The organism is Sphingomonadaceae bacterium OTU29LAMAA1 (assembly GCA_024072375.1).
GTDB lineage: Bacteria > Pseudomonadota > Alphaproteobacteria > Sphingomonadales > Sphingomonadaceae > Sphingomonas.
On record CP099617.1, the window covers coordinates 2,483,182 to 2,508,813 of the forward strand.

At 67.6% G+C, this 25,632-nt stretch carries 23 protein-coding genes and 1 tRNA gene; 11 read left to right on the plus strand and 13 right to left on the minus strand.

Going from position 1 to position 25,632, the window contains the following annotated elements; genetic code table 11:
• Positions 1–77: 77 nt before the first annotated feature.
• Positions 78–2,207 carry a penicillin-binding protein 1C gene (gene pbpC, locus NF699_12070; GenBank protein USU03807.1) on the plus strand — a complete coding sequence of 710 codons (2,130 nt, stop codon included), beginning with the start codon at positions 78–80 and terminating at the stop codon, positions 2,205–2,207.
• 165 nt (positions 2,208–2,372) lie between these two features.
• Here pbpC and NF699_12075 read toward each other — a convergent pair whose 3' ends face one another.
• The gene (locus tag NF699_12075; GenBank protein ID USU03808.1) at positions 2,373–3,446 is read right to left on the minus strand and encodes an alkene reductase; all 1,074 of its coding nucleotides are present in this window, start codon (positions 3,444–3,446) and stop codon (positions 2,373–2,375) included.
• A 52-nt stretch (positions 3,447–3,498) separates the two neighbouring features.
• On the opposite strand from NF699_12075, the gene NF699_12080 reads away from it, so the two are divergent.
• The 6 genes from NF699_12080 (at position 3,499) to NF699_12105 (ending at position 9,671) form a co-directional block, all read left to right on the plus strand.
• Positions 3,499–4,449 (plus strand): DMT family transporter, encoded by a 951-nt coding sequence (locus NF699_12080; protein ID USU03809.1) that lies wholly within the window; start codon positions 3,499–3,501, stop codon positions 4,447–4,449.
• Positions 4,446–5,099, plus strand: a complete 654-nt coding sequence (locus NF699_12085; GenBank protein ID USU03810.1) for a COQ9 family protein — start codon at positions 4,446–4,448, stop codon at positions 5,097–5,099. Before NF699_12080 ends, NF699_12085 begins: the two co-directional genes overlap by 4 nt.
• Before the next feature lie 265 nt (positions 5,100–5,364).
• Positions 5,365–5,643 carry a ferrous iron transport protein A gene (locus tag NF699_12090; protein ID USU03811.1) on the plus strand — a complete coding sequence of 93 codons (279 nt, stop codon included), beginning with the start codon at positions 5,365–5,367 and terminating at the stop codon, positions 5,641–5,643.
• A 3-nt stretch (positions 5,644–5,646) separates the two neighbouring features.
• On the plus strand, positions 5,647–7,503 hold the full coding sequence (locus tag NF699_12095) for a ferrous iron transporter B (protein ID USU03812.1): 1,857 nt from the start codon (positions 5,647–5,649) through the stop codon (positions 7,501–7,503).
• Between the two features lie 18 nt (positions 7,504–7,521).
• Positions 7,522–8,079: a single-stranded DNA-binding protein gene (gene ssb, locus NF699_12100; GenBank protein USU03813.1), complete on the plus strand. Its 558-nt coding sequence runs from the start codon at positions 7,522–7,524 to the stop codon at positions 8,077–8,079.
• A 20-nt stretch (positions 8,080–8,099) separates the two neighbouring features.
• On the plus strand, positions 8,100–9,671 hold the full coding sequence (locus tag NF699_12105; protein ID USU07073.1) for a PAS domain-containing protein: 1,572 nt from the start codon (positions 8,100–8,102) through the stop codon (positions 9,669–9,671).
• Between the two features lie 24 nt (positions 9,672–9,695).
• On the opposite strand, the gene NF699_12110 is transcribed toward NF699_12105, so the two are convergent.
• The 4 genes from NF699_12110 to NF699_12125 form a co-directional block, all read right to left on the minus strand.
• A complete protein-coding gene (locus NF699_12110; protein USU07074.1) occupies positions 9,696–10,097 on the minus strand; it encodes a response regulator in 402 nt (133 codons plus the stop codon).
• Positions 10,098–10,189: 92 nt separating this feature from the next.
• Positions 10,190–10,777 carry a methionine biosynthesis protein MetW gene (metW, locus tag NF699_12115; protein ID USU03814.1) on the minus strand — a complete coding sequence of 196 codons (588 nt, stop codon included), beginning with the start codon at positions 10,775–10,777 and terminating at the stop codon, positions 10,190–10,192.
• Entirely contained in the window at positions 10,774–11,205 is a 432-nt protein-coding gene (locus NF699_12120) for a GNAT family N-acetyltransferase (protein ID USU03815.1), read from the minus strand. Before NF699_12120 ends, metW begins: the two co-directional genes overlap by 4 nt.
• The gene (locus NF699_12125) at positions 11,202–12,332 is read right to left on the minus strand and encodes a homoserine O-acetyltransferase (GenBank protein ID USU03816.1); all 1,131 of its coding nucleotides are present in this window, start codon (positions 12,330–12,332) and stop codon (positions 11,202–11,204) included. The genes NF699_12120 and NF699_12125 overlap by 4 nt, the downstream gene beginning before the upstream one ends.
• A gap of 73 nt (positions 12,333–12,405) precedes the next feature.
• Here NF699_12125 and hisC point away from each other — a divergent pair, with 73 nt between their 5' ends.
• Together hisC and NF699_12135 are read left to right on the plus strand one after the other, a co-directional pair.
• Positions 12,406–13,500, plus strand: coding sequence for a histidinol-phosphate transaminase (gene hisC / locus NF699_12130; GenBank protein ID USU03817.1), 1,095 nt, complete (start codon positions 12,406–12,408; stop codon positions 13,498–13,500).
• Complete coding sequence (locus NF699_12135; protein ID USU03818.1) at positions 13,500–14,405, plus strand: prephenate/arogenate dehydrogenase family protein; 906 nt, start codon at positions 13,500–13,502, stop codon at positions 14,403–14,405. Before hisC ends, NF699_12135 begins: the two co-directional genes overlap by 1 nt.
• Before the next feature lie 4 nt (positions 14,406–14,409).
• Here the strand turns inward: NF699_12135 and NF699_12140 are convergent, their stop codons facing one another.
• The 4 genes from NF699_12140 to ftsE are packed head-to-tail and all read right to left on the minus strand — an operon-like array spanning position 14,410 to position 17,220.
• Positions 14,410–15,096, minus strand: coding sequence for a 1-acyl-sn-glycerol-3-phosphate acyltransferase (locus NF699_12140; GenBank protein USU03819.1), 687 nt, complete (start codon positions 15,094–15,096; stop codon positions 14,410–14,412).
• A complete protein-coding gene (locus NF699_12145; GenBank protein USU03820.1) occupies positions 15,093–15,629 on the minus strand; it encodes a YdcF family protein in 537 nt (178 codons plus the stop codon). Before NF699_12145 ends, NF699_12140 begins: the two co-directional genes overlap by 4 nt.
• Positions 15,626–16,513 (minus strand): permease, encoded by an 888-nt coding sequence (locus NF699_12150; protein USU03821.1) that lies wholly within the window; start codon positions 16,511–16,513, stop codon positions 15,626–15,628. The genes NF699_12145 and NF699_12150 overlap by 4 nt, the downstream gene beginning before the upstream one ends.
• Positions 16,510–17,220 carry a cell division ATP-binding protein FtsE gene (gene ftsE, locus NF699_12155; protein ID USU03822.1) on the minus strand — a complete coding sequence of 237 codons (711 nt, stop codon included), beginning with the start codon at positions 17,218–17,220 and terminating at the stop codon, positions 16,510–16,512. Before ftsE ends, NF699_12150 begins: the two co-directional genes overlap by 4 nt.
• A 171-nt stretch (positions 17,221–17,391) precedes the next feature.
• On the opposite strand from ftsE, the gene NF699_12160 reads away from it, so the two are divergent.
• Complete coding sequence (locus tag NF699_12160) at positions 17,392–18,147, plus strand: zinc-ribbon domain-containing protein (protein ID USU03823.1); 756 nt, start codon at positions 17,392–17,394, stop codon at positions 18,145–18,147.
• On the opposite strand, the gene NF699_12165 is transcribed toward NF699_12160, so the two are convergent.
• On the minus strand, positions 18,119–19,486 hold the full coding sequence (locus tag NF699_12165; protein USU03824.1) for an MATE family efflux transporter: 1,368 nt from the start codon (positions 19,484–19,486) through the stop codon (positions 18,119–18,121). The two genes, NF699_12160 and NF699_12165, sit on opposite strands and share 29 nt — an antisense overlap.
• A gap of 133 nt (positions 19,487–19,619) precedes the next feature.
• Here NF699_12165 and NF699_12170 point away from each other — a divergent pair.
• Positions 19,620–19,706 (plus strand) — tRNA-Leu (locus NF699_12170).
• Positions 19,707–19,749: 43 nt separating this feature from the next.
• On the opposite strand, the gene NF699_12175 is transcribed toward NF699_12170, so the two are convergent.
• The 3 genes from NF699_12175 to NF699_12185 are packed head-to-tail and all read right to left on the minus strand — an operon-like array spanning position 19,750 to position 25,624.
• Entirely contained in the window at positions 19,750–20,361 is a 612-nt protein-coding gene (locus tag NF699_12175; protein ID USU03825.1) for a PilZ domain-containing protein, read from the minus strand.
• A 4-nt stretch (positions 20,362–20,365) separates the two neighbouring features.
• Positions 20,366–20,605 (minus strand): hypothetical protein, encoded by a 240-nt coding sequence (locus NF699_12180; protein USU03826.1) that lies wholly within the window; start codon positions 20,603–20,605, stop codon positions 20,366–20,368.
• Positions 20,606–20,608: 3 nt separating this feature from the next.
• Positions 20,609–25,624: a hypothetical protein gene (locus NF699_12185; protein ID USU03827.1), complete on the minus strand. Its 5,016-nt coding sequence runs from the start codon at positions 25,622–25,624 to the stop codon at positions 20,609–20,611.
• Positions 25,625–25,632 lie beyond the last annotated feature (8 nt).

A 25,632-nucleotide genomic window follows, 5' to 3' on the forward strand; every position in this document is an offset into this window, starting at 1 on the left:
GCAGGACGTGCCGCCCTTTCCCCTCGCCGCTCGGTGGATCCTGGAACGAATCCGGCGTGACGACGGACGTAACGCCCATGTCGCTCCGCTCCCGACTCGCCACGCCCCGCGCCGTCATGGCGCTCGTCGCCACCGCCGCCGTGACGCTCGGCACGCTCGATTACACCACCCGCCCGCCCGCGCTCCCCGACTATGCGCAAGTCCGCGGGGCATGGCATCCCTCGGAAGCCTGGCTCTACGATCGCCACGGCGTTCTCATCGACAGCGCCCGCGTCGATTTCGCCGTACGCCGCCTCGCCTGGACACCGCTCGCGGCGATCGCGCCCGCCGCGCGCGACACGATCGTCGCCGCCGAGGACCACCGCTTCCTCGCCCACGCCGGCGTCGACTGGCTCGCGCTCGGCGGCGCCGCCCGCGACCGGATCGAGCGCAACCGCCCGCGCGGCGCATCGACGCTGTCGATGCAGCTCGCCGCCTTCCTCTCCCCCGCCCTCGCCCGCCCCGGCGCACGCGGCTGGCTCGACAAGCTCCGCCAGATCCGCGCAGGCCGCGCGCTCGAGGATCGCTGGAGCAAGGACCAAATCCTCGAAGCCTATCTCAACCTCGCGGGTTACCGCGGCGAGGCGCAGGGGATCGGCGCCGCCGCGCTCGGCCTGTTCGGCAAGACGCCTGCCAGCCTGTCGCGCGACGATGCCCTCCTGCTCGCCGCGCTGCTGCCCGATCCGCGCGCCGACGCCGTCACGATCGCCCGCCGTGCCTGCGCCCTTGCCGACGGCAAGGACTGCCCCCGCTTCCCCGCCGCCGTCGCCGCGATGCTCGGCCCGGCACGCAGCCTCGCGCTCGATCCCGGCCTCGCCCCGCATCTGTCCGATCGCCTGCTGACCCGGCCCGGCCTGCGCATCACCACCACGCTCGACGCCGGCCTGCAACGCCTCGCCGCCGCCGCGCTGCGCCGCCAGTTGCTCGGCCTCGGCGGCACCCGCGCCCGCGACGGTGCCGCGGTGGTGATCGACAATGCGAGCGGCGACGTCCTTGCCTATATCGGCGGCATCGGTGGCGCCTCGACCGCCGCCGCGGTGGATAACGCCAACAGCTATCGTCAGGCGGGATCGACGCTGAAGCCGTTCCTGTATGCCCAGGCGATCGAGCGTCGCTATCTCACCTCCGCCTCGATCCTCGACGATTCGCCGGTACAGCTCGACACCGCAACAGGCCTCTACGTCCCCCAGAACTACGATCGCGGTTTCAAGGGGCCGGTGTCCGCCCGCACCGCGCTTGCCGGATCGCTCAACGTCCCCGCGGTCCGCACGCTATTGCTGGTCGGGGTGGAACCGTTCCGCGACCGGCTGTGGGACCTCGGTTATCGCGGACTCGTCGAGGACGGCGCCTATTACGGCTTTTCGCTCGCGCTGGGGTCGGCGGAGGTGACGCTGCTCGAACAGGCCGCCGCCTATCGCGCACTCGCACAGGGCGGCCGGTGGAATCCGCTGCGCCTGACGCTCGACCAGCCCACCACGCCACCGCGCGGGATCGTCTCCCCCGCCGCCGCATGGATCGTCGGCGACATGATCGCCGATCCCAACGCCCGCGCCGCCACATTCGGCCTCGATTCGGCGCTGCGCCTGCCGTTCTGGGCGGCGGTGAAGACGGGGACGTCCAAGGCGATGCGCGACAATTGGTGCGTCGGCTATTCCGACCGCTTCACCGTCGCCGTATGGGTCGGCAATGCCGAAGGCGATCCGATGCGTGCCGTCTCCGGCACCAGCGGCGCGGCGCCGGTATGGCGCGACATCATGCTGGCGCTGCACACGCGCATCCCCGGTCGGGAGCCGCCAGCGCCGCCACAGGTGGAGGCCTCCCGCATCGCCTTCGCCGATGGGACGGAAGAGCAACGCCGCGAATATTTCCTGCGCGGCACCGCGCAGAGCCTTATCGCCGCCGCGCCCGCCGCCGCGCGCCGCCCGCGTTTTACCAACCCGGTCGCGGGGAGCGTCTACGCGCTCGATCCGGACATTCCGATCGATCGGCAACGACTGAGCATCGGCATCAGCGGCGCCGCGGCGGCCCATCGCATCGTGCTCGACCGTCGCGATCTCGGTCCGGCCGATCGGGCGCCGCTGATCCTGCCGGGGCCCGGAGCACACCGGCTGCGGCTGGTCGATCTTGCCGGGCGCATCGTCGACCAGGTGATGTTCACGATCCGCTGAACGGATCGACCGGAATGGTGGCGACGAAATTACGTCCGCCTAGAACCAATCGGAATCTGGCGCGTTGCGGCCACTGATCCCTTCCCCCTTTCGGGATCAGTGCCGGTCCAAGCACGGCACGGCCGCGCCGATGCGTAGCAGGCGGCGCGGCCAACCGTGGGGGGATCAGGCGGCTTCGTCTTCCAGCGCCGGATAGTCGATGTATCCCTCCGGCCCCTTCGAATACCATGTCGCCATATCGTCCTGGTTGAGTGGCGCACCCCGGCGGAAGCGTTCGACCAGATCGGGGTTGGCGATGAACTTGCGTCCGAACGCGATGCCGTCCGCCAGACCGGAATCGAGATCGGCCTGTGCCTGTTCCTGCGAATAGTCCTGGTTCAGGATCAGCGGCCCCTTGAATACCTTGCGAATCTCGGGTGACAGCTTCGGCACGTCGGTGCTGCCGAAGGTGCCGTCCGGCGCGATTTCGCGCAGCTCGAGGAAACCGATACCCAGCGCGTCCAGTGCCGCCGCGGCCGGGGTGAAGACGCTCGCGGGATCGCTGTCATCGGCACCCTGCGTCTCGCCGTTGGGCGACAGGCGGATGCTCGTCCGGCCCGCGCCGATCGCGTCCACCACCCGCGCCACCGCTTCGCGCATGAATCGGATGCGGTTCTCCGGGCTGCCGCCGTAATCGTCGTCGCGGAAGTTGGTGCCGTCGCGCAGGAACTGGTCGATCAGATAGCCATTGGCGCCATGCAGCTGGACGCCGTCGAACCCGGCGCGCACCGCGTTGGTCGCGGCGCTGGCATAATCGTCCTGCGCGCGGGCGATGTCGTCCAGAGTCGCCGCCTGCGCCTCGCCATAGGGATTTTCCGGCTTGTGATAGGGCGCGCGCGTCGCCGACGACGACAGCGGCGCCATGCCGATCACGTCGGGGCGCGACAGCCGTCCCATGTGCCAGATCTGCGCGATGATCTTGCCGCCCGCCTGATGCACCGCCTCGGTCACCGGCTTCCACGCTTCCACCTGCGCATCGGTCCACAGGCCCGGTGCGTTCGGCCAGCCCAGTCCCTGACGGCTGATGCCGGTACCCTCGCTGATGATCAGCCCGGCACCGGCGCGCTGCCGGTAATAATCGACCATGATGTCGGTCGGGACATGATCGTCGGTCGAACGGCCGCGGGTCAGCGGCGACATGAGGATGCGGTTGGCGGCGGAAATGTCGCCCAGCTGGATGGGATCGAAAAGGCTCGGCATGGATGCTCCGTAAGTGGCCTGACGAACGACAAATAGGCGGCTACAGGGCGGCATGCATCAGGCGCGGTCCCCAAGAAAAACTGTCCCGGCCGCAATCGTTTCGGGTGACGCTACGGCATCCGCCGGTCTGGCCTTCGTCGCGCTGGTCGTCGCCAATATCGCACTGGCCTTCGGGCCGTGGTTCGTCCGGCTCGCCGATGTCGGACCGGTCGCGGCGGGGTTCTGGCGGATCGCGATCGCGGTGCCGTTCCTCGGTAGCCTGGCGCTGGCGAGCGGAGCGCGCCCTGTCCGCTTGCCGCCATTGCTGTGGATCATGCTCGGCATCGGCGGCATCGCCTTCGCCGCCGACCTCGGCAGCTGGCACCTCGGCATCGTCCGTACGACGATGGCCAATGCGACGCTGTTCGGCAATTCGGCGATCCTGATCTATCCGATCTACGGCTTCCTCGTCGCGCGGGCATGGCCGACGCGGATGCAGGGATTCGCGCTGCTGCTGGCGGCGGCGGGCGCGGCGCTGTTGCTGGGGCGATCGTACCAGCTCGATCCGCGCAATCTCGCCGGCGACCTCCTCTGCATCCTCGCGGGCATCCTCTACACCGTCTATATCGTGCTGATGGCGCGGGTGCGGGGCACGATGCGGCCGCTGCCGGCGCTGGCGTTGTCGAGCACCGCCACCGCGCTGCCGCTGCTGCTGTTCGCGCTGCTGCTCCACGAACAGGTCATGCCGCAGCACTGGACGCCGTTGCTGGCCCTCGCGCTCGTCAGTCAGGTGGTGGGGCAAGGCTGCATGATCTACGCGCTCGGCCAATTGTCGCCGCTGGTCGTCGGCATCGCGCTGCTGATCCAGCCGATCGTCGCCGGCGCCGTCGGCTGGATCGAATATGGCGAGCGGTTGCAGGGACCGGATTGGGTCGGCGTCGCGTTGGTGGCGCTCGCATTGGTGCTGGTGCGGCGCGCCGAGGTTGCACCGAAGCGCGCGGCGGCGCAGGAGGAAGCGGCATGACGCAGGATCTGACACTCGACGAAATCCGCGATCGCCTTGCCCCCGGGATCGCCGACAATGCGGCGTTCGACGGCTGGAGCGACGATGCGCGCGACATGGCTGCGGATGGCGCCGGGATCGATCGCGACGTCGCGCGACTCGCCTTCCCGGACGGTGCGGTCGACATGATCGACGCCTGGTTCGCCGCGATCGACCGGCAGATGGCCGCGGCTCTGCCGTCCGATGCGCTGGCAGCGATGAAAATCCGCGCACGTATCTCCGCGCTGGTCGAGGCGCGGCTGGATGCGGTCGCGATCAACCGCGAATCGCTGCGCCGTGCGTTGACGATCCTCGCCCTCCCGCAGAACGTCGTCCGCGCCGCACGACTCGGCTGGCGCACCGTCGATCTGATGTGGCGCATGGCCGGCGATACCGCGACCGACTACAATCATTACACCAAGCGCACGATCCTGCTCGGCGTCTACGGCGCCACGATCACCGTCTTCCTCGACGACAACAGCGAAGGTCATGCCGACACCAGCGCCTTCCTATCCCGCCGGATCGACGGGATCATGCGCTTCGAAAAGGCGAAGGCAGGCTTCGTGAAGCGTTACGAACATCGGCCGAGCCTGTCGCGCTTCGTCGGCCGGTTGCGCTACCCGGTGGTGTAGGGACGCGGCGGAAGTGGGACTGCCGGCGCATGCCGGATGCGCGGGATCGCCCAGAGGGCATCGTCACCCCGGACTTGTTCCGGGTTCCACCGTGCAGCCACAGGAAAAGCTGGAGCCTCTGAATATTCCCTCGCGGCACCGTGGCCCCCGGAACAAGTCCGGGGTGACGAAGTAGATAGGGCTATCGCCCGAACCCGACATTTCCGCGGCGAACGGCAAGCGCACCGCTTTACTCCCCCCACGGTAAATGATAATCAGTCGCATCATGGATATGTCGCGTACCGTCGTGCCCGCCCTCGATCTCGTGTCGCTTCCCCGTCGCCAGCCCGCGACCGTATCGGGCATCGACTGGACGCGGCTGGCGCTGCCCGAAGCGCGGCGGCTGCGCGAACTCGGTTTCGACGAAGGCGTGCCGGTAGAGGTGCTGCACCGTGCTTCGCTGGGTGGCGGACCGATCGCGTGTCGTATCGGCCGGATGACCGTGGCACTGCGTCGCGCGGTGGCCGGCGCTATCCATGTCGCTCCGGCGCTTCCAGCCGAATAAACGGTGCACGCATCTCCGCTGGTCGCGCTGGTCGGCAATCCCAATGCCGGCAAAAGCGCGCTGTTCAACGCGCTGACCGGCGCGCGGCAAAAGGTCGGCAACTATCCCGGCGTCACGGTCGAGCGGCATTCGGGCCGGCTGGTCATGGACGACGGCCGCCCGATCGAACTGATCGACCTGCCCGGGGCCTATAGCCTCGAACCCTCCAGCCCCGACGAACGCGTCACCCGCGACGTCGTGACGGGGACCAGCAGCCTCGAACGTCTGCCCGACGCGCTGATCGTCGTGGTCGATGCCGCCAATCTCGACAACCATCTGCGCTTCACGTTGCAGCTGATCGCGCTCGGATTGCCGGTGGTGGTCGCGCTCAACATGGTCGACCTTGCCGAGCGGGACGGACTGACGCTCGATGCGGCAATCCTCGAACGCGAACTGGGTGTGCCGGTGATCCCGACCGTCGCGGTCCGCAAGCGCGGCCTCGATGCCTTGCGCGGCGCGCTCGGCGAAATCGTCGGCGGCGGCGGACGCAAGCCCGATGTCGGCGCGGGCACGCAGGACGATATCGTCCATCTGCAACGCCGCGCCCGCCAGATCGCCACCGCGGCGACCGTGTCCGAAACCGCCGGGCGCCGCTGGGCGCACATGCTCGATTCGGTCGCGTTGCACCCGGTGGCGGGGCCGCTGCTGCTCGTCACGATCCTGTTCGTGATGTTCCAGGCGGTGTTCACCTGGGCGAGCGTACCCGCCGATGCGATCGATGCCGGCTTCGGCTGGCTGCAGGATGCGATCAAGACCGCGATGCCCGACGGCTTCGTCCGGTCGCTGCTGACCGACGGGCTGATCGCCGGCGTCGGTGCGGTGATCGTGTTCCTGCCGCAGATCCTGATCCTGTTCCTCTTCATCCTGGTGCTCGAATCGTCGGGCTACATGGTTCGCGCGGCGTTCCTGATGGACCGGCTGATGGCGACCGTCGGCCTGTCCGGCCGCGCGTTCATTCCGTTGCTGTCGAGCTTCGCCTGCGCCGTCCCCGGCATCATGGCGACACGCACGATCGACGACGAGAAGGACCGGCTGACCACGATCCTGATCGCCCCGCTGATGACGTGCAGCGCGCGCTGGCCGGTCTACACGCTCATCATCGGCGCGATGATCCCCAACACCCAGCTGGCGCCGTTCGTACGGTTGCAGGGCGTGGTGATGTTCGGCCTGCTCGTGATCGGCATCGCCGGCGCGTACGTCGCCGCGCTGATCCTCCGCCGCACCGTCACCAAGGGTGCATCGTCGGGCTTCATGATGGAGATGCCGAAATACCAGGTCCCGCGCCTGCGCGACGTCCTGCTCGGCCTGTGGCAGCGCGCGGTGATCTTCCTCAAGCGCGCCGGCACGATCATCGCCGCGACGACGGTCGTGCTCTGGCTGCTGCTGAGCTTCCCCAAGCCGCCCGAGGGCAGCGGCATCAGCCCGGTCGATTATTCGGTCGGCGGCCGCATCGGCCACGGCATCGAATACGTAGTCAAGCCGATTGGCTTCAACCGCGACATCGCGCTCGCCCTGCTACCGGCGATGGCGGCGCGCGAGGTCGCGGTGTCGGCGATCGGCACCGTCTATGCCATTGACGATGCCGAGGGCAGCGGCGCGGACCGCATCACCGACCAGATCCGCGGCCGCTGGACGCTGCCGACCGCGCTCGCCTTCCTGATGTGGTTCGTCTTCGCGCCGCAGTGCATTTCGACCATCGCGGTGACCCGGCGTGAGACCAACGGGTGGAAGTGGCCGCTGTTCATGGTTGGCTATTTGTTCGCCGCCGCCTACATCATGGCCGGGATCACTTACTGGCTGGCCATCTTCGCCGGCCTCTAGACATTTTCGGGGCATTTCATGGCGGGCAGCGTCAACAAGGTCATTCTGGTCGGCAACCTGGGGCGCGACCCCGAATCGCGATCGTTCCAGAACGGCGGCAAGGTCGTCGAACTGCGCATCGCCACGTCCGAATCGTGGAAGGACAAGTCGAGCGGCGAGCGCAAGGAAAAGACCGAATGGCACACGGTGAAGGTCTTCAACGAAGGCCTTGCCAACGTCGCCGAACGCTTCCTGCGCAAGGGGTCGAAGGTCTATATCGAGGGCGCCCTCACCACCCGTAAGTGGCAGGACCAGCAGGGTCAGGACCGCTATTCGACCGAGGTGGTGTTGCAGGGCTTCAACAGCGTGCTGACGATGCTCGACGGCCCGAACGGCGGCCAGGGCGGCGGCGGTGGTGGCCGTGGCGGCGGCGACTTCGGTGGCGGCAGCGACGACTTCGGCGGCGGATCGTCGGGCGGCGGCTATGGCGGCGGCGGCGGCAGCCGCGGTGGCAGCGCGCCGTCGGGTGGTGCGCGCGGCGGCTTCGGTCAGGGCGGAGGCTTCGCCGACGATCTCGACGACGACGTGCCGTTCTGAACGTGTCGCGACCCTTCGACATGCTCGATCCCGATCTGCTGTGCAGCGGCGCGATCGCGGCGACCCCGTCGCCGGTCGCACGCGGCTGGCAGGTCGACGAGGCGGCGCGCACGGCCGCCCTGCAGACCTATAACCTCGAATCGCTGCGCAACAGTGCGGCGCTGAAGCGGATCACCGATTTCGCCGCGGCGCTTTGCGATACCCCGGTCGCGTTGATCAGCCTCGTCGAGGAAACGCGACAGACGTTCATTTCGCGGACCGGCATCGACGTGACGGAGACGTCGCGCGAGACGTCGTTCTGCGCGCATGCGATGCTGGAGGACCAGATCATGGTCGTCCCCGACGCGACGCGCGATCCCCGGTTCGTCGACAATGCGCTGGTCACCGGCGACATGAACATCCGCTTCTACGCCGGCGCGCCGCTGGTGTCGGAAGACGGCATTCCGCTCGGGTCGCTCTGCGTCATCGACACCGAACCGCGCGAAGGGCTTACCCCCCTGCAATTGCAGGGGCTGGCGACGCTGGCCGACAATGTCCTGGCGCGGCTGCGCGACAGTCGCGATGCAGCCGCGTGGCGCGCCGCCGAGCGCGACACCCGCCGCCTGCTGTCCGACAGCGAGGACCGGTTCCGTACGCTCGCCGACACCATGCCGCAGATGGTGTGGTCGACGCTGCCCGATGGCTATCACGATTATTACAACGCCCGCTGGTACGAATTTACCGGCACGCCGCTCGGATCGACCGATGGCGAAGGCTGGAACGACGTCTTCCATTCGGAGGATCAGGAGCGTGCCTGGAGCGTCTGGCGGCATTCGCTGACCACCGGCGACCCCTATCAGATCGAATATCGCCTGCGCCATTTCGACGGCACCTATCGCTGGGTGCTCGGCCGCGCGCTGCCGATCCGTGACGATGCCGGCACGATCACGCGCTGGTTCGGCACCTGCACCGACATCCACGAACAGAAACTGGCGCTGCACGAGCGCGAGGTGATCAGTCAGGAACTGTCGCACCGGATCAAGAACATCTTCTCGGTGATTTCCGGCCTGATCTCGTTCGCCGCGCGCAGCCGGCCGGACTTCGCCACCGTCGCGGCCGACCTGCGACTCCGCATCACCGCGCTCGGCCGTGCGCACGACTTCGTCCGCCCGCACAGCCCCAGTTCGCGTCCGTCAATGCAGCAGGACAGCCTGCACGGCCTGCTGGGCGAATTGTTCGAACCCTACCGCCGCAGCGATCGCCAGCCGATCGTCATCACCGGCGACGAGATCGCGATCGACGATCGCTCGGCAACGCCGCTCGCGCTGCTGTTTCACGAGCTCGCGACCAACGCGACCAAATATGGCGCTTTGTCGACCGAGGACGGCGTTATCGACCTGTCGATCCGGCGCTTCGACGACCATGTCGCGCTGTGCTGGGTCGAGCGCAACGGACCGGCCGTGGTCGTGCCCACCGGCCCGCAGGGGTTCGGCAGCCAGTTGATCGAATTGTCGGCCGTACGTCAGCTGGGCGGCACGGTGGACCGCGACTGGCGTGTCGATGGGCTGGTGGTAACTGTCACGGTGCCGCTGGCGGCGTTCAGCCGGGCCTGACGTCGCCGGCCGCGCCGGGTTTCGTCAGCTTCCGGTCGGGCGATAGACGACGATGTCGTCATTGGCCGGTGTCTCGCCGGCGCCCGTCGCCATCGCCGCCGCTGCCAGAATCGCGGCCTCGCTGAACGGCTTGCGGATGTAACCAAGGGCGCAGTCACCGTCGCAGTCGATTTGCGACGGATTGGCCGTGACGAACACCACTTTCACACCGAAATCGCGCGCCATGCGCTGTGCGATACCCGGACCGGTAGGGCCATCGCGAAGATTGACGTCGACGAAGGCGAACCCGCAACCCGGTGCCGCCTCGATCGCCGATACGCTGTCTGCCGCGATCGCCGCGACGGTGTAACCGGCATCGATCAGGATACGCTCCAGATCGAGGGCTACGAAAATTTCATCTTCGACGATCAATGCTGTCTTGGTCATCATACTTCCCGGCCTGGCATAGCCAAACACAGGTTAACCCCTTTAGTTCCACGGTTTTCCTGACAATCGTCCAGTTCAGACATTTTTCGGCATTATCGTCGCAACAGGAACACGGCATGCTGGGCGAGCAGGTTCGCCGCCGCCGCGCTGCGCTGCCGGTCGCCGGAGAGGAACCACGCGCCCCCGACGACCACGTGCCGCGACTTCAGAAAGGCGCGGAAATCGTCGATCGTGACGTGATGGATGTTGGGCGTGTCGAACCATTGTTCGGGCAATTGCGGCGTCACCGGCATCCGTCCGCCCCACAGCAACGACAGCCGCACACGCCATTGCGCGAAATTGGGGAAACTGACGAACGCCTGTCTTCCGATCCGCAGCAGATGGTCGAGCACCACGTCGGGGGCACGCGCCGTCTGCAACGTCTGGCTGAGGATCGCATAGTCGAAGCTCTGATCGGGATAACCGGCGAGGTCGACGTCGGCGTCCCCCTGAATCACCGACAGCCCGCGCGAAACCGCGGCGGCGACGTTGCCCGCATCGATCTCCAGCCCGCGCGCATCGCAACCGCGGCGGTCGCGCAACGCCGCCATCAGCGCGCCGTCGCCGCACCCGACATCGAGCACGCGCGATCCCGGCGCGACGTGATCGGCGATCACGGACAGGTCGGGGCGCAGGCTCATGGCGCAGCCCGCAGCATCGCCGCCGCCTCCGCCGACAATCGCTCCATGTACCGATCGGGTCGCAGCGGCGGGTGAAACCCTAGCGTCGCGTACACGCCGTGCGCATCGGCCGTCACGAGCGCGATACGGCGTATCCCGGCAAAACGCGGGTGATCGACGAACCATTGCACCATCCGCCGGCCCAGCCCCTGCCCGCGCGCCGGCGCATCGATCCACACGTCGGCGATCCAGGCGAAGGTCGCATGGTCGGTGATGGCCCGCGCGTAACCGATCTGTTCGCCATCGCGATAGGCGCCAAGACAGTGCGAGCCGGCGATGGCCCGTTCGACCAGCGACCGGTCGATATCCGGCGACCAATAGCTCGACGCCAGCCAGCCGTGCACACGCGCCACGTCCAGCCGCGCGCTGTCGTCGTCGAGGTCGATCATCGTCCGCCCTTCAGGAAACCGTCGACCACGCGGTTCATCTCCGGCGCGTCCAGCAGGAAGGCGTCATGCCCGTAAGGACTGGAGAGTTCGACGAAGCTGACCGGAGCCCCGGCCGCATTCAGCGCCTGAACGATGCTGCGCGATTCGGCGGTGGGATACAGCCAGTCGGTGTCGAAACTGACGAGGCAGAACCGCGCGCCGGTCGCGCGGAACGCATTGGCAAGCAACCCGCCATGCTCCTCCGCCAGATCGAAATAGTCCATCGCCCGCGTGATGTAGAGATAGCTGTTGGCGTCGAAGCGATCGACGAAGCTCAATCCCTGATGCCGCAGATAGCTTTCGACCTGAAAATCGGCGTCGAAGCCGAAGCTCTTGGCGCCATCCTCTTTCCCCGGCCGCGCCTGCAACCTGCGGCCGAATTTCTCCGTCAATCCGGCCTCGGACAGATAGGTGATGTGCGCCGCCATCCGCGCCACCGCCAGCCCCGCGGCCGGTGGTTCCTCGCCGTAATAGTCGCCGTCCCGCCATTTCGGGTCGGCCATGATCGCCTGTCGTCCGACCTCGTGGAAGGCGATGTTCTGTGCGGTATGACGTGCGGTCGATGCGATCACCACCACCGCATCGACACGGTCGGGGAAGGTCGCGGGCCAGCTGAGCGCCTGCATCCCCCCCATCGATCCGCCGACGACGGCCTTCAGACGATCGACGCCGAGATGATCGAGCAGCATCGCCTGTGCCCGCACCATGTCGCGGATCGTAATGACGGGAAACGCCATGCCCGATGGCCGGCCGGTCGCCGGATTGACGCTTGCCGGCCCAGACGACCCCATGCAGCTGCCCAGGACGTTGCTGCAGATCACGAAATCGCGTGCCGGATCGATCGGCTTGCCGGGTCCGATCATCCGCGCCCACCAGCCGGGCTTGCCGGTGCGGGGGTGGGCGGAGGCGACGTGCTGGTCACCGGTCAGCGCATGGCAGATCAGGATCGCGTTGCCGCCGTCGGGGGCAAGCGTGCCATAGGTTTCGTATGCGATCTCGACCGGTGACAGCAGCACACCGCCATCGAGGCGCAGCGGCCCCGGCAACGTCACCTGACGGGACAGGCCGAAGCGGTCATGGTCTGACATGCCGGGTTCGCTACGGCGCTCTTCCCCGCGAAGCAAGTTGTCAACGCGCGCACCGGGCCGCTAAGGCCCCATCATGTCTGCACCCGCCCCCAAGCCCTGGATCATGGGCATCGCGCCCTATGTCCCCGGCCGCGCCACCAGCGAGGACGGCCGCAAGGTCGCCAAGCTGTCGTCGAACGAGAATCCGTTCGGCACCCCCGATGCCGCCCGTGCCGCGTACCGCGATGCCGCGATGCATCTGGAGCGCTATCCGGACGCCGCTGCGGTCGATCTGCGCAGCGCACTGGCGGCGCATTACGGGGTAGAGGCCGATCGGCTGATCTACGGCACCGGATCGGACGAAGTGTTGCACCTTGCCGCCGGCACCTTCGCCGGGCCGGGGGACGAGATCATCCACGTCCGCTACGGCTTCGCGGTGTACGAGATCGCGACGCGGCGCGTCGGCGCGACGCCGGTGGTGGTCGCCGACCGCAACTATGCGACCGACGTCGATGCGATCCTGGCGGCGGTGACCGAGCGGACCAAGGTCGTGTTCGTCGCCAATCCGAACAACCCGACCGGCACCTATTCCACTCGCGAAGAGATCGCCCGCCTGCATGCCGGGCTGCCGTCTTCGGTGCTGCTGGTGCTCGATCAGGCGTACACCGAATATCTCGAGCCGGAGGACGACGACGGCGGGCTGGAACTCGCCCGCACCGCCTCCAACGTGCTGGTGACGCGCACCTTCTCCAAGATCTTCGGGCTGGCGTCGGAGCGGGTGGGCTGGGGCTACGCCTCGCCCGGCATCATCGATGCGATGCACCGTATCCGCGCGCCGTTCGCGTTCAGCATCGGCGCACAGGCTGCCGCGATCGCCGCGCTGGGCGATGCCGGCTTCGTGGAACGCAGCCGCAGTCACAACCGTGAATGGCGGGCGTGGTTCAGCCGGCAGGTCGATGCGCTGCCCGGTTTGCGCGCGGTGCCGAGCAAGGCCAATTTCGTCCTCGTCCTGTTCGAAGGGGCGCTTACGGCAGAGGTCGCATACAAGGCGTTGATGGCCGCAGGCTACGCGACCCGCTGGCTGCCTGGGCAAGGCCTGCCGCATGGCCTGCGCATCACGATCGGCACGGAGAGTGAGATGCGCGATGTCGTCGACGTGCTCCGGACAGAGGTCGGGAACGCCGGCTGATGCTCCCTTTCGCGCGCGTCACGATCATCGGGCTGGGGCTGATCGGCTCGTCGGTGGCGCGGGCGGTGCGGGCGACGATGCCGACGGTGCGGATCACCGGTTATGACGCCGATCCGCAGGTGCGCGCCGTCGCCGACCGGATCGATCTCGCCGACGACATCGCCGACAGCGCCGGGGCGGCGGTCATCGACGCCGATCTCGTCATGCTCTGCGTCCCCGTCGGGGCGATGGGCGCGGTGGCGGCGGAGTTCGTCGACGACCTGCCCGCCGATGCGATCGTCAGCGACGTGGGTGGGTCGAAGGAAAGCGTGCTCGCCGCCCTGCGCGCGGTGTTGCCGCACGCGACGATCGTGCCCGGCCATCCGGTGGCCGGCACCGAACATAGCGGGCCGGAGGCGGGCTTCGCGACGCTGTTCCGCGGCCGCTGGTGTATCCTGACGCCCGAGGACGGCATGGCCGAGGCACCGGTCGTCCGGCTCCGCACCTTCTGGGAAACGCTCGGCGCGCAGGTCGAGGTCATGACGCCGAAGCATCACGATCTGGTGCTGGCGGTGACCAGTCACGTCCCCCATCTCATCGCCTATTCGATCGTCGGCACCGCCAGCGATCTGGAAGAGGTGACGCAGGGCGAGGTCATCAAATTCTCCGCCGGCGGTTTCCGCGATTTTACCCGTATCGCCGCGTCCGATCCCGTGATGTGGCGCGACGTCTTCCTCAACAACCGCGAGGCGGTCCTAGAAATACTCCAGCGCCTAACCGAAGACGTCACTATGCTCCAACGCGCAATCCGCTGGGGCGATGGCGACCAGTTATTCGACCTGTTTACCCGCACCCGCGCGATCCGCCGCTCGATCATTGAGCAAGGGCAGGACGACGCCAAGCCGGACTTTGGCCGCAGCCACTGACGCGTCAGCCGCGATCCAGCGTGTTGATTGCGGCATGCACCCGCGCCTCGATATGCTCGCGCGGCAGACCTGCGGGAATCACCTCGCCCAGCCGGATCGTCACCACTCCGGGACGCTTCGCACCCTGCTTCGGCCAGACGATTCCGGTATCCAGCGCGACCGGGATCACCGGCATCCCCAATGCCCGGTATAATCCGGCAAAACCCGATTGCAGCGGCGGCTGCTCGCCCGGCGAGACGCGGGTCCCCTCGGGATAGATCAGGATCGATCGCCCTTCCGCCTTCAGCGCCTTCGCCTCCCGCATCATCGACCGCAACGCACCCGCCGATGCCTCCCGGTCGGCGACGATCCCGCCATACTGCATCGCCGCCCAGCCCCAGAACGGCAGCTTGCTGAGTTCGCGCTTGATGACCATCGCGGGGCCACCAAGCAGCAATTGCAATTCCAGCGTCTCGAACATCGCCTGATGCTTCGCCGCGAAGAAATAGGTGCCGGGAGGCACCACGCCTTCCACCCGCACCCGAATGCCCATGACACGGCGGTACAGCATCCGATGCATGAGCGCCCAGACATGCGCATGGCGCACGACGGCCGCGCGCCCGAACAGCGCCGACACTGGCACGCTCAATACGATCGGCACCGACAATCCGTAGAACAGGATCGAGAAGAGCAAGGTCCGCAGCCGATTCACCCACCCACTCCCAGCCACAGCGCCACGCGCCGCAGGATCAGTTTGTTGTATTCGTTGACCAAAGTACCCAATCGCGGGGTGCTCGGCACCCCGTCCCCCAGCACCAGCACGCCCGGCCCCATTGCCGCCGACAGCTCCATCCGCGCACGGGGAACGTGCCAGTCGGAGGTCACGAGCCGCACCGTGCGATAGCCATGCGTCTTGACCCAGGCTGCCGTCTCCTCGGCGTTCGACCGGGTATCCACCGCATCCGCGCCCAGGTCGATGCAACAGGCGAACAGCGACTGCGGCGTGCGATATTCGCGAGCCAGATCAACCGCCCGCACCCCCGGTGCAACCCCCGTCACCAGCATTCGCCGCGCCTGCTTCGCTTGCAACACGGCGATGCCGCGGTCGATTCGCCCGGCGCCACCGGTCGGCACGACGATCGCATCGGTCGTATTCGCTGCCAGCGGCACCGGCAGCAGCAACATGAATGCCGCAAACCCCAGGCACCACGACAGCCCCACCAATCCGAGGAAACGGACGATCACAGCGACCGCCGCAGCGCGCCGATGACGGTGATCCGCGCCGCCACCGTCGCCAGCAACACGAAGGCGAGCGGTAACAGCACCAGCAGCGTCCAGTCGCCCGCGCCCAACGTGATGCCGCCGAGCAGTTGCGATCCCAACGCTGCCAGCCGTGTGCCGAGGAACACCAGAACGACCAGCGCCGCCAGCCCGCCGGCCACCCCGCCGATCGCCGCATCCAGCGCGACGCGGCGTTGAAAGAGACGGGCGACCTGCACGTCGGTCGAGCCCAGCATATGCATTACCTCGATCGTCGCGCGATGTGTCTCCAGTCCGGCCCGTGCTGCGAGCACCACTACCGCACCGGTCGCAACCAGCATCAGCACGACCAGCGCCAGCGCCAGCCACGTCAGCGTGTCGAGGAAGCCGCTGACCGGCGACATCCAGCGCTGGTGGCGATCGACGCGGCTCGACGCACTCACCCGGCGCACCGCCGCGATCACGCGTTCGGGATCGGCTCCGCTCGCCAGATCCACATCGATCATCACTGGCACCGGCAGATCGGCATCCTCTGCAGCATCGCCCAGCCAGGGTTCGAGCAGGCGCGCCAGCTCGGCGCGATCCACCGCACGCACCCGGCGCACCTCCGGCAACGCCTGCAATACTGTCAGCGTTCGCGCCGCCAGCGCGTCGCGCGCGACCGGGCTGCCCTCGACCACCTGCACCGTCAGGCGGCCGGCCAGCTGCCGCTCCAGCACCGCCGCTGATTGCCGCGTCCCCAGCCCCAGCGCCGCGGCGAGCAGTGTCAGGAACAGCATGATCGCCATGACCCACGTCATCGCGCGCAGGCCCCCCGCTTCGTCGAGCACCCGCCGTTCGCTGCCGCTACTGGCCCGGCCGGGGATCACGCCTGCCCCCGCGGCGGCGGCGGATAGCGGAGCGCGCCCGTCGGATCGAGCAGTCGTCCTTTGTCCAGCCGCATCATCTGCGCACCCTGTACACGGCTCAGCAGCTGAAAATCATGCGTGGCGACGACGACGGTAGTACCGAGCTTGTTGAGCGATTCGAACAAATGGATCAGCCGGTCCGCCATCTCGGGATCGACGTTGCCGGTCGGCTCGTCCGCGACCAGCACTTCGGGCCGGCCGATCACAGCCCGGGCGATGGCGACGCGCTGCTGCTCGCCGCCCGACAGCGTGGCGGGCCGCGCCTGCGCTCGTTCGCCCAGCCCGACCCAAGCCAGCATCTCGCGTACCGGCTGCTCGATATTCTCGTCCGGCATACCGGCAACGCGCAGCGGCAGCGCGATATTGTCCCATGCCGACAGGTGCGGCACGAGCCGGAAATCCTGAAACACCACCCCGATGCGCCGGCGAAATCCGGGCAGGCGGCTGCGCGGCATCGTCACCGCATCCTCACCAAACAGGCGGATGATCCCCCGACTTGGCCTTTGCGCCAGATACAGGAGTTTCAACAGCGACGTCTTGCCTGCGCCGCTGGCCCCGGTCAGGAAGTAGAAGGCGCCGCTGCCCAGCGTAAAGCTGATATCCGACAGGGTTTCCTGGCCCGTGCCATATCGCAGCCCAACATTTTCGAACTGCACGATATTTGCCATGCGCCTGGCCGCAACCGCTCCATCGAGGTGGCAGCCGATGATATCCGGCCCCGAACCCGTGCCTTCGCATGGCCGGCGCGCGGCTTCAAGCTTGCCACGCGGGCGGGGGTCGTGCTTACAATCGCCATCGTCGCGGTTCTCGTTCCGCGGCACGTCCGTAAAGCGTTGCGCATGATCCTCGAATGTCCCGAATGCAGCACCCGCTATCTGGTGCCCGACAGCGCGATCGGGGCCGAGGGTCGCACCGTGCGTTGCGCCAATTGCCGGCATAGCTGGTTTCAGGACCCGCCGGAACCCGAAGCGCCGCCGCTACCTGCATCCCCGGTCGAACGGATACAGTCCGAGCCAACGGCCATTGCCGAAGCGGACGACGATACCGTCCCGCCGTTCCTGGAGCCCGCGGCGATCCCGTCCGCCCGCCCGGTACCGGTGCCGGAACCGATCGTCACCGCGCCCGATTACGATGCCTTCGCGCATCGCCCGCCGTTCCACCCCCGCCGCAATACGTCGAAGCGCTGGACCGTGATCGCGGTGGTCGCCGGCCTGCTGATGATCGCCGGGGTGGGCGCCATCCTCTATCTCGGCGCGCCCGGCCTGCTGGCGCGCATCGGCCTGCCCGTCGGCGCGGCCGATTCGCCTTTGCGCTTGAAGGATAATCCGATCGAGCGTCGTGAGCTGGAGAATGGGTCGGAGCTGTTCGCGGTGAGCGGACAGGTCACCAATCCGTCGAGCGAGCGTCAGCGCGTGCCCGATATTCGTGCCGAGTTGCGCGATGCGCAGGGCCGCATCGTCTACAGCTGGACGATCACGCCGCAGCAGCGCACGCTCAATCCCGGCGGATCGATCGACTTCAATTCCGCCAAGCTCGACGTGCCATCGAACTCCAAACGACTAGAGCTTAGTTTCGCCGGCGAAGCCGCGAACTGACCTGCGCGAATCGACCGCCGTGCAGCAGCGCGGCGGCAAGCATGCCGATGCCGGACGCCCAGACCAAAGCGACTGGCCCGACCCCGTGATGCACCAGCCACCAACCGGCGCCGCCGGTGAGGATGAAATAGGCGAGGATGCTATTGACGCCAGCCGCCACCTGATCGCCCAGACTGCGCAGGACATAGACCAGCACCACCTGAATCCCGTCGAACACGATGAACGGTGCCCAGCGCGGCAACATCGTCGCGGCGATCGCGTGGACTTCCGCCGTTGCCGGGAACAACACGACGATCATCGGCGCAGCCAGCGCCAGAAGAGTCGCTCCGATCCCCAGCGCGACGCACGCCAGCCCCAGCGCGATCGACGTGCGTCGCACTGCCGCGGTCGGCTGCCCCTCACCCACCGCATTGCCTGCACGCACGCCCGCCGCCGATCCCAGCCCGAGAGCGACGGCAAAGGTGACGTTGTGCATCGAGAACACGATCTGGAATGCATGTGCCGCCGCATCGCCAAGCTGCGTCGATAACGCGATCAGGATCGAAAATCCGGCCAGTTCAAGCCCCGATGCCACCGCCGGCACGATCCCGAACACCGCCAGCGACCACGCGCCGCGTGGCACCGCCGCCCAGGCGAATCGATCGAAGCGCAACACCTCGCGCGCCCGTGCGCGCGGCAGGGTTAACACGCTCGCGATCATGCCGACCGCGCCGAACATCGATGCGATACTGGTCGCGAGCGCCGCTCCCACCGCACCGATCGCCGGCAATCCCAAATGCCCTGCGGACAGCGCCCAGGCGAGCACGGCGTTGATCGGCAGCACCGACAGGTTGACGACGGTAACCCTGCGCGGCCGGCTGACCCCTTCGAGAAAGAAGGCGGCAGCGACATTCACCAGCTGGAACGGATAGGCGATCGCGAATGCCCGAACGACACGCGCGCTTTCGTCCATCCGGTCCGACGCGACCCCGATCAGGGCGAGCAATGGCTCGGCGAAGGTGAGGAATATGCCGGCGATCGCCAGTCCCAGCACCAGCCCAAGCAGCAATCCCTCGCGCAGCACCGCGCCGGTGCGCGGCAGGTCGCCGGCGCCATCTGCGCGCGCCGCCATCACCAATACGCCCGACAGCCACGACAGACCGGTAACGATTCCGACGAAGCCCAGCGCCCGGCTCGCGCCCAGTGCGGCGACTTCTTCGGTCGAGACGAGGCCGACGACCATCACGTCGGTGACCTGCAACAACGTCCAGTTGAGGCTGGTCAGCACCACCGGCCATGCCAGCGCGAGCAGCAGCCGGGTCTCGGCGCGCGTCGTCAGAACAGGGGGTGCGTGCGCCATGCTGCGGGCGCTACCCGCTCCTCCCCCATCCGAAAAGCACGACGATCTTGAAAAGGTACGTTGCGGAGTGGGAAACGCTTTGCTAGGGGCCTGCGCCTGCCAGATGCCGGATCAGCCCGGCGTTCTCACACGTGCGGCCGTGGCGGAATTGGTAGACGCGCAACGTTGAGGTCGTTGTGGGCGAAAGCCCGTGGAAGTTCGAGTCTTCTCGGCCGCACCACTTTCTTCATCCTTCCCGAACAGCGAGATGCCCTCAGGTCCCCTCACCCGCAGCCGAGCACGCGCGACAGGCTGGTGAGCGGCAACGGTGCACAGAACCGGAAGCCAAAGCGGTCCTCGCGGGTCCAGCACACCGATCCGAAGGTCGCGACGTTGATCTCCGGCAGCAGTACACTGCCCGCTTGACTGACGTGGATTGGGGTGTGGCTAAGTAATTTTACCCCGCCGGGCGAGATGTCGAGGATATCGACCGCTATCCGGGCATCGCCGACGCGCATGATGGCGCTCGCCTGCATCGCAAAGCGTGGCGTCCGGGCGATATGCCCGTGATCGTCGCGCAGGCAGAACACGGCGGAGATATCCTGTGCCGCGTCGAATTCGACGCCGGCCTTGAACCCGTTCACCCAGCGGACGGTCGCCGCGGTTTCCGACATGCCGCGCACTTCGATCAGCATGCGGTCGCCGACCAGCGGTGCCGACGTGAAGCGTGCCATCAGTCCGTGACTGGATATGTCATGGACGAGGCAGGCCGATTCGCCGCCGGTGTGCCGGATCCGGCCGATGAGCAGCACGGTCGCGTGCCGCTTGCCTCCGCGACGCTGGTCGGGATGCGTCGGCACCGGATCGTGCGACGGCGTGATGGGGCCCTGATACATCGCTTCATTCCTTCCGTGCGGTGCTGGATCGATGGCTGGTCGCGGTTCGGATCATCCGCGACCGGAATTTGACGCGTTGCCAGAACGTCGCATCGGACACCCGCCATTCGCGGATCGCGACGGCGACCTGCAGATCGATGGCGCTTTCCGCATCCTCGCGCGGCATGGCGGCGAAGCGGCGGGCGGTGACCTCCAGTCTTTGGGGCAGATGTGGCAGCGGTGGCAGGGTGGATTGGGCGGGCATGATCTATTTTCCAAACAGCGCGCGGGTGGCGCCACCAAGGGAGAGTTGGTCGAACTTCAGCCGCATCGTCACGTACGGACCCTGACGGGTGTAACGATCGTCCTCGAAATCGCGGTCGCGATAACCCGCCAGATTGTAGCCGGCGCTGATCCACAGGTTCGCCGCCGGCGAGATACCGACCGACGGTCCGCCGCTCCACGACCATACGCCGCGATCCCAGGCGTGCTGCACCGATCCGGTCACGCCGATATCGAAACGGGTGCCGACATCCTGCCGCAGATCGAATCCGGCGACGTCGATAAAGCCGTCGAACCGGTCGTCGGCGTAGCGGCCGGCGACATATTTCGCGCCATAGTACAGCGTACCCTCGAAACCGTGGCCGAGCCCTTCGGGACCGCTGCGATAGTTGAGCGCCAGATTGTTGATCACGCGCGTCGTGACCTGATCCCCAGCACCATAGGCAGGCACGCCGAGCACGTTGCCGTCGTCGAATGCGCCATCGGCACTCTCGTGACGGAATTCGAGGCGTTCGAGCAGCGACCAGCGGCTGTCGAGCGGACGCCATGCCAGTGCCAGGTCCGCGCTCGCCTGCATCGCGAGCGCACCCGATGCATCGCGGACCCGGAACGCGCGCAGGCTGGACGCGATCGTCTTGCCCTCGCCCAGCCGCCGCAGCAGGCTGGTGACGATCCCGAAGCGATCCTCGTTCTGGCCGTCGCGATATTCGATCCGCCCGGTCCACGACCATTGCCGCGCACGATAGGTGGCGCCGAGCGTCGCTGCGGTGAAATCGCCGTTGCCCGAGCCAACGACCGTCCCGCCTCCCAGGCCGCCGCCGCTGCTGCTGCCGACGATGCCGCCCGACGCGACCGGCTGGAATGCGTTGATGACCGCGCCCTGCGGAATGCGTCCGCGCACCGTGCTGGTCGCGTCCCATGTCGCATCGACCGACCAGCGCTTGCCGAGCGGCAGCGACTGGCTGAGCCCGTATTGTGCGTAGGTACGGCTGCCATTCTCGCCGATGGCCTGCTGGTTGAGCGTGCTCATCAGCTTCGCACCCGTCCACGGCGCGACGTCGAAGCCGACCTGGGCGGTATGCGCGGTATAATCCTTGCCGCTGGCGATTTCGTAGCCGGTGAGCAGGCGAATGCCAGGCTTGATCCGCCATGCCGCGGTCAGCTGATGCCGGACGGGGAAGTCCACCGACGCCTTGTCGCCGCCCGGCGCGACCTGCGTCTGGCCGGCCAGCGTCAGCTTGCCGCCGAACAGCGACTGGCTGCCGCCCAGCGTGAGCAGTCGCGAATCGCGGTCGCCGCCATCCAGCCCGCGATCGGATGCGAACTGGCCGCCGACGAAGATCGTGCCGGCATCGCGGCGATATTCCAGACGGGCCTCGCCCGCGGTACGCCGGGCGGCGCTGACCAGCATGTCCTGATACCAGGCGGTGCCGGTGATGCTCAGCCGGTCGGTCAGCGCGACGCGGCCGTCGAGGCCGACCTTGCGCGTGCCCGCCTCCACCAGATTCTGCTGGCCGAGGCCAAAGCCGGCATCCTGCTGGCGGATGTAGCCGAGCAGGTCGACCCCGCCGCCATGATGCTCCGCTTCGGCGAGGAAGGCGATGGCATGGCCGAAGGCATCGTCCGGCCCACCCTTGCCGCCGGTCGCGAACTCGCCGCGCAATTCGGTCGCGGTGCCGATCCGCGCCTTGATGTCGGCGCCAGCGACGGTGGCATTGCCCGCGGTCTCGTCGCGGATAACGCTGGCGCCGATCTCGACCTTGCCGACCCTGGCAGAGGCGCGGGCGGCGGCGGCGAGCTTTTCGGTGCGGCCGCCCTCGACCTCGTAGTCGGCGACGATGAAGACCGGATTCTGGCTGATGTCGCGGCTCAACACCGGTTCGCGGAAACGGACCGTGCCGAGATCGACGTCGATATCGTAATCGATGTGCCGGGTCAGCTGGGTGGTCGAGACGATCAGTTCCGAGCGGAAGCGATCCCGCACCTCGATCCGCAATTTGTCGCTGTTGGGGACGATGCGGCGGGCGCGCAACCGGTACGGACCGCTCAGGCCGTTACCCTGGATCTCGTCGCGCGCGTACAGCGTATCGGTCTTTGCGGCGAAGCCCTGCACGGCGACGGTGCGCCCCTGATAGGCCGCCTTCACACCATTGAGCGTGCGGCTGTAGCGGGTCAGCTGCGTGTCGGTGAAGCCGCTCTCGAAATCGCCGAACAGGGCATAGAATTCGCGCCGTTCCAGCCGGAGGTACAGCTTGCGCCGGGTCGCCGCGTCATAGCCCTGCGCGCTGCCGTCGCCGTAGACCGTGTAATAGCGGTTGGGATCGATCGTGCCGAGCAGGCCACGTGTCGGATCATAGGCTCGGTCGCTGTCATAGGCGATCGTCATCAGCCACGATCCCTTGATCCGGCCCTTGGCGTAGAAGGCGAGCTGCCCGTCGGTGACGACGGCGTTGCGCTGCGAGCGGGGCAGCGAGCGGCCATGTTTGCTGAGCATGTCGTAGCCGACGCTGCCGGCGCCGAAGCCGACGACGGTCCAGTCCTGCTGCGCCGCGTCCAGCCAGGCCCGGATTTCGCTGCTGCGAACCTGCTTGTCGTCGGTAAGCGTCACCACGGCATGCACCGCACCGGCCTGCGTCGTCGGCTGGAGCGCGATGAAGGCATAGCCGTCGTCGCCGACGACGCGTGCGGTGGTTGCGGCATTGTCGCGGCCGGCCAGCTGGCGACCCTGCTGCAGTTCCGCCTCGATCGCTGCCTGATAGGGTTGATCGACCCGGAAGGGCACCAGCGTGCCCGCGCGAACCGGACGGCCATCCGTGTCGGTGACGCGAACCGCGATCAGCGGGCGGTGCAGGCCATCGGCCAGCAGGCGGCTTTTGGCCGGATCGATCACGGCCCGGACGGGTACGCCGGCGTAATGGACACTGCGCTCCAGCGTCTGCACGACCGCGCCCCCGGCATCCAGCACGCGCGCCACCAGCCGGTTGTCGCCCGCCTGCAGCGGCAGCCCGGTCCAGGTCGACACGGCGGCGGCACCGTCGCTGTCGACACCGTCGAAGGCGAGCGGATCGGTGCCATGCCCGTTGACGGTCAGGGCGACGCGCTGGCCGGGGGCGTGCAGGATGGCGACCCGCAACACCGGTGCGCGCGGGTTGTGATCCACCGCCGGGAACAGCCAGTCGATGCCGGGCGCCTGCCCCTTCAGCCAGTTGCGGTTACCCGCCGCCTCGGCATCGCCTGCGACCGAGATCGGCAGCGCGTCGATCGCAACCGCGGCCTTGCCGGTCGGACGCAGCTGGAAATCGACGCGCTTCAACACGCCGCCTTCGGCCTCGACGAAGCGCGAGATCGCGCTGCGCGCCTGCCGCGTGTCGATGTCGCAGGCGACGGGTTGATGGCTGGCGGGCACGCTGGCCGTGTCGATCTGGACGACATGCCGGCCCGGACGAATTCCCTCGATATGATACAGGCCGTCGCGATCGGTGACGACGAAGGTGCCATCCTCCAGCATCAGGCGGATGCCGGCCAGCCCCTTGCGCTTGTCGACGGGATCGCCGCAATCGCCCTCGGTCACGCGCCCGATCAGCGCCATCGCATCGGTGAACAGCAGCGGGCGCAACCGGACCGAAGCCGCCGCCGGGTTGCTGGTGACGCGGGCATCGCCCGACACCTGCGCGCGGTTGAGCGCCTCGCCCGACGGCGCGCCGGGCGCGACGGTGACGACGTAGCGGATATCCGCAGTACCACTGGCAGGGATCGATGGAATCGCGAAGCTGAGGTTGCGTCCATCGGCGGAGATCGTCGGTTCGGCGCCGCCGCGCGTCGATCCCCGTTCGTAGCGCAGCCCCTGCGGCAGGTAATCGGCCAGCGTCAGCCCCGACGCCGCCACCGAATCGCGATTGTTGACGAGGATGCGGTACTGGATGAAGTCGCCCGGCGACGCCTCGCGCACCGACGCGGTCTTGGTCAGCAGCAGCTTGCCGTCACCGGGCCGGTCGAGCGGCACGTCGACATAGACCGGATCCCGATCGACCAGCGTCAGATATCCGCCATAGCTGGCATCGGCGATGATGAACGGATCGCCCGCGGGGTCCCTCAGTGCCGCCAGCGTCGCCGGACCGACGACGGAGGGCGCGGTATAGTCGCCGGGCGGCACGATCTTCAGCGAATAGCGTCCCGGACGCGCGAACGGGAATCGGAACCGGCCCGGCAGCGGCTCGTACTTGCGTCCTGACTCATCTTTGACGGCCGCACCGCTGACGACGGTCGCGGGATAGCGGCTGACGCCGTCGTCGCCGAATACGATCGCCGGCTGCCCGGCTTCATCCAGCAACGTCACCTCCGCGCCGTCCACGATCTGGCCGGTGCGCGAATCGAAGACATAGCCGGCGGGATCGATCAGCAGGTCGATCGTCGAGCCGTAGCTGTACTGATCTTCGGTGAAACTCAGGCGCAGGCGGTCGCCGCGCTTCAGATCGAGCGAACAGGCGGCCAGGGCGGCATTGCTGCGGTCGTTCGCCGCCGGCACGGCGCCGGCGAACACGCCGGTATCCTCACCGGTTTCCAGCAGTGGCAGCTTGCCGGCGATCTTGCCCGTATCGAACTGGACGAAGATCGTCTCGCGCAGCTTCGGATCGCGATTGTTACCCTCTGCGTCGATCGCCATGATCAACGGCGAGGTGATGTCGACCGACGCCAGCTCCGGTGCGGCGGCGAGCGTCGCCGCATCGATCGGTGCAGGCGTGAACGTCGGCGGCGTACCGTCGCACCGCATACCCGTGGGGACGTAGCCATTGGGTAGAAGGTGGAAGGTGAAACTGGTGGGCCGTTTCAGGCGGATGACGTCCAGCCCGACGGCGTTCGAGCGCACGACCTGTTCCGCGCCGCCGTCTTGGTAGGTCAGCGTGGCGATATTCTCGACGTGCGTCTGTGCGGCGGCCGGCAGGATGCTGCCAAGACCTGCGACGAGCGCGAGCATACGGAGGAAAGGCCGGACGATAGGCATGAGGGGAC